The organism is Streptomyces sp. NPDC051172, assembly GCF_040682555.1.
Lineage (GTDB): Bacteria > Actinomycetota > Actinomycetes > Streptomycetales > Streptomycetaceae > Streptomyces.
The window spans coordinates 1-1,195 of sequence record NZ_JBFBBE010000404.1 but is presented as its reverse complement, the minus strand read 5'-3'; the positions used below and the strand labels follow the sequence as shown (position 1 = coordinate 1,195).

General features: G+C 73.7%; 1 protein-coding gene and 1 pseudogene. Both read right to left on the bottom strand.

The genetic code is table 11. The annotated features are described in order from the left end of the window. The coding region (locus AB0N07_RS51475; protein WP_365847957.1) for a flavoprotein at positions 1–622 on the bottom strand (622 nt) is incomplete at its 3' end. 184 nt (positions 623–806) lie between these two features. Next, positions 807–1,070: pseudogene (gene rpoZ / locus AB0N07_RS51470) on the bottom strand (DNA-directed RNA polymerase subunit omega); the annotation flags it as partial. Positions 1,071–1,195: the final 125 nt, after the last annotated feature.

Below are 1,195 nucleotides of genomic sequence, written 5' to 3'. Positions count from 1 at the left end.
GGGTGCCCCCGGCCGTGATCACCACGGTGCGACCGGCCAGTGGGCCGGGCGTCGGCTCGGCGTCGGTGCCGGAGGCCCGGGGACGGCGCGGGGCGCCCGCGGCCGCGGCGGCCTGCGCACGCTCCCAGATCTCGGCGGGCTCGGGCAGACGTCCGGTGCCGGAGTCGGTCCCGGTGAGGCGGCCCACGGCGGGATCCACGACCGTGACGCCGCGCTCGCGCAGGAGGGCGACGTTGGCGACCGTGGCGGGGTGGTGCCACATCTCGGTGTGCATGGCGGGGGCCAGGACGACGGGGCACGTGGCGGTGAGCAGCACGTTGCCCAGCAGGTCGGGCGCCATCCCCGCGGCCGTGCGCGCGAGCAGGTCGGCTGTGGCCGGCGCGACCACCACGAGGTCCGCGCGCCGGCCGAGCCGGACGTGGTTCACCTCGTCGACCGCCTCGAACGTGTCCGTGCGGACCGGGCGACCGGAGAGGGCCTCCCACGTCACCGCGCCCACGAACTCGAGGGCGTTGGCGGTGGGCACCACGGTCACGCCGTGGCCGGCCTCGGTCATCAGGCGCAGCAGCAACGCCGCCTTGTAGGCCGCGATGCCGCCGCCGACCCCGAGGACGATCTCCATGACGGGCTCAGGCCTCCGGGGCGTCCTCGGAGGTGCCCTCCTCGGCGCGCACCGTCTCGGCGGCCTCCTCGATGGCGGCGGGATCGCCCATCGGCTGGTGGGCGTCGGACGACTCGAGGGTGGCGAACGGGTCGTCCTCGCCCGGCAGGGAGAAGTCGCCGAAGTCCTCGGCGGCCAGCTCGGCCTCCGGGGTGGCCTCGACGGCCTCGTGGGACTCGAGCAGGCCGGCCTCGATCTCGCGCAGGGCGATGGACAGCGGCTTCTCGTTCAGCTGGGTGTCCACGAGCGGGCCGACGTACTCGAACAGCCCCTCGTGCAGCTGCGAGTAGTAGGCGTTGATCTGCCGGGCCCGCTTGGCGGCGAAGAGCACCAGGGCGTACTTCGAGTCGACCCGCTCCAGCAGGGAGTCGATGGGCGGGTTGACGATGCCTTCGTACGGTTCGGTCACGGGGTCTCCAAAGTCTTCATCTCACTGTCACGTCGGCGCCGGGTGTGGCGTCGGTGCGGCCGGTCCTCAGGCCTCGGTCGGACGGCGCTCGGGGTCCAGCCCCATGAGACTCACCAGTTCATCGG